This is a genomic window from Streptomyces sp. NPDC004561, assembly GCF_053602155.1.
Genome location: NZ_JBSGDB010000524.1, coordinates 1 through 5,755, shown reverse-complemented (window position 1 = coordinate 5,755; position 5,755 = coordinate 1). Strand labels below are relative to the sequence as shown.

5 protein-coding genes are annotated in these 5,755 nt (G+C 74.0%); 2 read left to right on the top strand and 3 right to left on the bottom strand.

Going from position 1 to position 5,755, the window contains the following annotated elements:
• The 3 genes from ACWEN3_RS39715 to ACWEN3_RS39705 all read right to left on the bottom strand — a co-directional run.
• Positions 1-1,027 (bottom strand): small ribosomal subunit Rsm22 family protein (locus ACWEN3_RS39715; RefSeq protein ID WP_452981580.1); only part of this gene is annotated, 1,027 nt, incomplete at its 3' end.
• 28 nt (positions 1,028-1,055) lie between these two features.
• The gene (locus ACWEN3_RS39710; protein ID WP_452981577.1) at positions 1,056-2,243 is read right to left on the bottom strand and encodes a serine hydrolase domain-containing protein; all 1,188 of its coding nucleotides are present in this window, start codon (positions 2,241-2,243) and stop codon (positions 1,056-1,058) included.
• The gene (locus tag ACWEN3_RS39705; protein WP_452981574.1) at positions 2,183-3,484 is read right to left on the bottom strand and encodes a multidrug effflux MFS transporter; all 1,302 of its coding nucleotides are present in this window, start codon (positions 3,482-3,484) and stop codon (positions 2,183-2,185) included. The genes ACWEN3_RS39710 and ACWEN3_RS39705 overlap by 61 nt, the downstream gene beginning before the upstream one ends.
• Positions 3,485-3,567: 83 nt before the next feature.
• Here ACWEN3_RS39705 and ACWEN3_RS39700 point away from each other — a divergent pair, with 83 nt between their 5' ends.
• Entirely contained in the window at positions 3,568-4,581 is a 1,014-nt protein-coding gene (locus ACWEN3_RS39700; RefSeq protein WP_452981583.1) for a Gfo/Idh/MocA family protein, read from the top strand.
• 112 nt (positions 4,582-4,693) lie between these two features.
• On the top strand, positions 4,694-5,452 hold the full coding sequence (locus ACWEN3_RS39695; RefSeq protein ID WP_452981571.1) for an SDR family oxidoreductase: 759 nt from the start codon (positions 4,694-4,696) through the stop codon (positions 5,450-5,452).
• The last annotated feature ends 303 nt before the right edge of the window (positions 5,453-5,755 follow it).

Below are 5,755 nucleotides of genomic sequence, written 5' to 3'. Positions count from 1 at the left end.
GGTCGTCTTCCACCTCAACAAGTCGGACGCCACCTTCCCGTTCGTTCTGGCGACCCCCGCCATGTCCATCGTCGGCGTCCCGGGCCGCCTTGTACAGGTCGCCGTGGCGCTTGGTGACGGTGGTGCGGCGCAGCTGCTCGTCGGCCTCGCACAGGTCGAGCAGCACCTGCCCCTTGCGGATCTGCGGGCGCCGGACGACCCGGGCGGGGGCCGGGGCGGCGGGCAGCCGGGTGGCCGCGACGTAGGCGAACTTCTCGTCCTCGTAGGCCAGCGAGCCGCCCTTGACCTGGCGGTGCAGGGAGGAGCGGCCGACCCGGGCGGCGAAGTGGCACCAGTCCGTGCCGGGCACGATGGGGCAGGCGGCGCTGTGCGGGCAGGGCGCGGCGATCCGGAACCCGGCCCGGACCAGCCGGTCGCGGGCCTCGATGACGCGGTCGTACCCGGCGGGGGTGCCGGCCTCCACGATGACGACGGCCTTCGCCGCGTCGGCGGCGGCGTCGACCAGCGCGGCGCGGTCGGCCTCGGCGAGTTCGTTCAGGACGTACGACACCGTGACCAGGTCGGTGCTCTCCAGGGTGAGGGCGGAGCCGATCCGGGCGCGCTGCCAGCGGGCGTCCGCCAGCGCCGGATTGGCCGCGGCGATCTCCCGGCCGAGGGCGAGCGCGGGTTCGGCCCAGTCCAGCACGGTCACCGGGCGGGTCCCGGCCCAGGTGGCGGTCACCGCCCAGGTCGCCGCGCCGGTGCCGCCGCCGACGTCCGCGTGGCTGCCGGGCGCCCAGCCGGGCACCGCGTCCGCGAACGCGCCCAGCGCCGAGCGCACCGCCTCGAAGGTCGCGGGCATCCGGTAGGCGGCGTACGCGGCCACGTCGGCGCGGTCCCGCAGGATCGGCGCGTCGGTGGGAGTGGCTCCGCGGTAGTTGGCGATGAGCCGCTCGACGGCTCCCGCGGCCTGGGTGGGCGGGAGTCCGGCGAGGACGTCGTCGAGGGCGGAGCGGAGGCGCTCGGCCGGGCGTACGGGGTCGTTCACCATGCGATTCTCTCAGGTGCCCGGGCGGTCAGGCACCGCGTACCGCCCTGGCCAGAAGGGTCCCGATCGCCGCCCTCGGCCGGCTGTCCGGCGGCCGGCGTCTGGGGTGCACGGTGTTGGCCAGCAGCACCAGGAACGTGTCCGTCGCCGGGTCCAGGACCAGGGAGGTGCCGGTGAAGCCGGTGTGGCCCGCCGCGCCCCGGCCCGCCAGCTCGCCCATGAACCACGGCTGGTCGATGGCGAAGCCCAGCCCCGGCGGGGTGAGCAGGAGTTCCACGAAGTCGGGGCCGAGTATGCGGGCGGGGCCGTAGGAGCCGCCGGCGAGCAGGCTCCGGCAGAAGACCGCGAGGTCGTGCGCGGTGGAGAACAGGCCCGCGTGCCCGGCCACCCCGCCGAGCGCCCAGGCGTTCTCGTCGTGGACGACGCCGCGGAGCATGCCCCGGTCCGCCTTGGCCCACGGCCGTCGCTGGTCCTCGGTGGCCGCCGCGCCCGGGCAGGGCCCGAAGGCGGTGGCGGTCATGCCGAGCGGCCGGGTGATCCCGTCGCGCACGAGGACGTCGAGGGTGCGGCCGGTGACGCGCTCCAGCACGAACTGGAGCAGGAGCATGTTCAGGTCCGAGTACCGGTACTCGCCCGGCGCGCTCGTCGGCGGCTCGGCGCGCAGCATCGCCAGCCGGGCCGTGTCGTTCGGGCAGTCGTGGAGCGGGAGTTCGGGCCGCAGGCCCGAGGTGTGGGTGAGCAGCTGCCGTACGGTGACTCCGTACGCGGCGGCGGCGCGGAACTCGGGCAGGTAGTCGCCAACCCGGGCGTGCATGCCGAGGGTGCCGCGCTCGATCTGCTGCACGGCGGCGACCGAGGTGAACAGCTTGGTGAGGGAGGCCAGGTCGAAGGGGGTGTCGACGGTGACCGGCACTCGGGCGGCGGGCGGCAGTTCGATGCCGGCGCCGGTCTCGGGGTCGTATCCGGAGTAGCGGACGGCCCAGCCCGAGGCCTCGGCCACGGCGATCACCGGCCCGCGGCCGGCCAGCACGACGGCGCCGGCCGCCCAGGGGCGTTCTCCGTTGGTGAGGGCGTGCACCTCGCCGACCAGGTGCCCGAGTGCGGCAGGGTCCAGCCCGGCCCGTTCCGGTGTGTCGGCGCGCAGTTTCGGTGCGCTCAGTTCTCGTCTCCCTCCGACCCCGCACGCGCGTTCCCCCGCGTGTTCCAGGGACGGCACATTCCCACGAAGCAGGCCACCGCGACCAGTGCTCCCACCAGTTGGACGACGGCCATCGGCACGGCGGTGTGCTCACCGGCGACTCCGACGAGCGGGGAGGCGACCGCGCCGACGAGGAAGGAGGAGGTGCCGAGCAGCGCGGAGGCGGAGCCGGCGGCGTGCCGGGTGCGCTGCAGGGCGAGGGACTGGGCGTTGGGCAGGGTGATGCCCATCGCGGACATGAGGACGAAGAGGGCGGCGGCGACCGGGGCCAGTCCGGTCCTGCCGAGGGCGCCGGTGGACATCAGCAGCAGGGCGGTCGCGGCGAGCACGATCACGGTGAGGCCGGTGGCGAGCACCTTGTCCAGGCTGACCCGGCCGACCAGCACCTTGCCGTTGATCTGTCCGGCGGCCACCAGGCCCACCGAGTTGAGGCCGAACAGCAGGCTGAAGGTCTGCGGGGAGGCGCCGTAGATCTCCTGGACCACGAAGGGGGAGGCGCTGATGTAGGCGAACAGCGCGGCGAAGGCGAAGCCGCCAGCGAGCGTGTAGCCGGTGAACGGGAGGTCGGCGAGCAGCGCGCGCATCGAGCGCAGGGCCTCCCCGACTCCCCCGCCGTGCCGCCCGGCGGGCGGCAGCGTCTCGGGCAGCCGGAGCCAGACCAGCGCGCCGAGCAGCACGCCGACCACGGTGAGGACGACGAACACGCCCCGCCAGTCGGTCACCCGCAGGATCTGGCCGCCGATCAGCGGGGCCACGATCGGCGCGACCCCGGAGACCAGCATCAGAGTGGAGAAGAAACGGGCCATCGCCACACCGTCGTACAGGTCGCGTACGACGGCCCGCGCGATGACGATGCCGGCCGCGCCGGCGAGGCCCTGCACCAGCCGGAAGGCCACCAGGGTCTCGACGTCCGGGGCGAGGGCGCACAGGGCGGTGGCGAGGAGGTAGCCGGCGAGGCCGGTGAGCAGCGGGCGGCGGCGGCCCCAGCGGTCGCTCATCGGGCCCACGACCAGCTGCCCGAGCGCCATGCCCAGCAGGCAGGCGGTGAGGGTGAGCTGGACGGTGGCGGCGGGCGCGCGCAGGGACCGGGTGACCTCGGGTAGCGACGGGAGGTACATGTCCATCGCGAGCGGGGGTGTCGCGGTGAGGCCGCCGAGGACGAGGGTGACGAGCAGGCCGGTGCGCCGGGTGGCGGCGGCCGAGGAGGTCGCGGGGGTGGACGTGTGCTCCGGTGTCGGCACCGCCGCGTGCTCGGCCATGTGTCCCCCCTCTGTGAACCAACCGGCACCTATGCTCTCAGCTCGTACACACTGCCGAGGCACACATGAGCGAGGGCGGGGCGATGGCGGAGCAGAGCGTGCGCTGGGGGATTCTGGCGACGGGCGGGATCGCGGCGGCGTTCGCGGCGGACCTGGTGGATCTGCCGGACGCGGAGATCGCGGCGGTGGCCTCGCGCAGCCGGGAGTCGGCGGAGGCGTTCGCGGAGCGGTTCGGGGTCGAGCGGGCGTACGGCGACTGGGCGTCCCTCGCGGCGGACGGGGACATCGACGTCGTGTACGTCGCCACCCCGCACGCGGCGCACCGGGCGGCCGCCGGGCTGTGCCTGGAGGCCGGGCGGAACGTGCTGTGCGAGAAGCCGTTCACGCTGAACCTGCGCGAGGCGGAGGAACTCGTCGCGCTGGCGCGGGAGCACGACCGCTTCCTGATGGAGGCGATGTGGATGTACTGCAGTCCGCTGGTGCGGCGGCTGAAGGCGCTGGTGGCCGACGGGGCGATCGGCGAGGTGCGCACCGTGCAGGCGGACTTCGGGCTGGCCGGGCCCTTCCCGCCGGCGCACCGTCTGCGGGACCCGGCGCTGGGCGGCGGGGCGCTGCTGGATCTCGGCGTGTACCCGGTGTCGTTCGCGCAGTTGCTGCTGGGCGAGCCGGACTCGGTCGCGGCGAGCGCGGTGCTGTCCGAGGAGGGCGTCGACCTCCAGACCGGTGCGCTGCTGTCCTGGGAGAGCGGCGCGCTGGCCTCGCTGCACTGCTCGATCGTGGGCGGTACGGGCGTCACCGCTTCGGTGACCGGTTCCCGGGGCCGGATCGACGTCCCGTCCGGCTTCTTCCACCCCGACCGTTTCGTACTGCACCGGGACGGCCGGGACCCCCAGGAGTTCACCGCCGACCCGGCCGACGGGCCGCGCACCAGCCTGCGGCACGAGGCCCGGGAGGTCATGCGGGCGCTCAGGGCGGGCGAGAAGGAGTCCCCGCTGGTGCCGCTGGAGGGCACGCTGGCCGTGCTGCGGACGCTGGACGCGCTGCGGGAGCGGATCGGGGTGCGCTACCCCGGGGAATCGGTGACGGCGGCCGTCTAGTGCTGTGACCGGGAAGGGGTTCGCGAGCCGGTGAACCTTTCCGGTCGCAGCACCAGCCGTATGACGGACACCCGATTCCGCATGGCGGACTCTCCACCTACGCTGCGGTGCCATGACTGACAGGCAATCGAAGATCGCGGTCGTGACGGGCGCCGGCTCGGGCATCGGGCGGGCCGTCGCGGTGGAACTGCTGCGCGCCGGCTGGTCGGTGGCCCTGGCCGGCCGGCGCACCGAGCCGCTGGAGCGGACGGCGGCGCTGGCGCCCGGGGGTGCCTCGCTCACCATGCGCGCCGACGTGTCCCGGCCCGATGACGTGACGGCGCTGTTCACGGCGACCGTGGACCGGTTCGGGCGGCTGGACCTGCTGTTCAACAACGCGGGCACCTTCGGGCCCGGCGGGGTCCCGGTCGAGGAACTGCCCTACGACGCCTGGCGGCACGTGGTGGACACCAACCTCAACGGGGCGTTCCTGTGCGCCCAGGCGGCGTACCGGCAGATGAAGGACCAGGACCCGCAGGGCGGCCGGATCATCAACAACGGCTCCATCTCGGCCCACACGCCCCGCCCGCTCTCGGTCGCCTACACCGCGACCAAGCACGCGCTGACCGGCCTGACCAAGTCGCTCTCGCTGGACGGACGGCCGTACCGCATCGCGGTCGGGCAGATCGACATCGGCAACGCGGCCACGGACATGACGGCCCGGATGCAGACCGGCGCGCTCCAGGCGAACGGCGAGGTGGCGCCGGAGCCGGTGATGGACGTGGCCGACGTGGCGCGCACCGTGCGGCACATGGCCGAGCTGCCGCTGGAGGCGAACGTGCAGTTCGCGACGGTGCTGGCGACGGCGATGCCGTACATCGGGCGGGGCTGACACCGGCTCACGGGCGGGGCGGACCGCGGCTCACGGGCGGGGCGAACCCTGCCCTACGGGCGGAGCCGAATCTGCTTACACAAACGGAATTTGAACATCCGCCCCATTGCGGCCGGTCGAGGCCATATGCTCAACTTTCCTCCACGAGAGCTTCACAGTTGGAGCACGTGGATTCCGTAGCCACACCCAGGGGGAAGGCGGCGGCCGTTCCACCGGACCGGAGTTGGGGGTGGGCCTCGCGCGGGACTGCCGAGCTGGGTGGATCCCGATGCGGCCGCGCACTTCGTCCAGGACATGACCAGC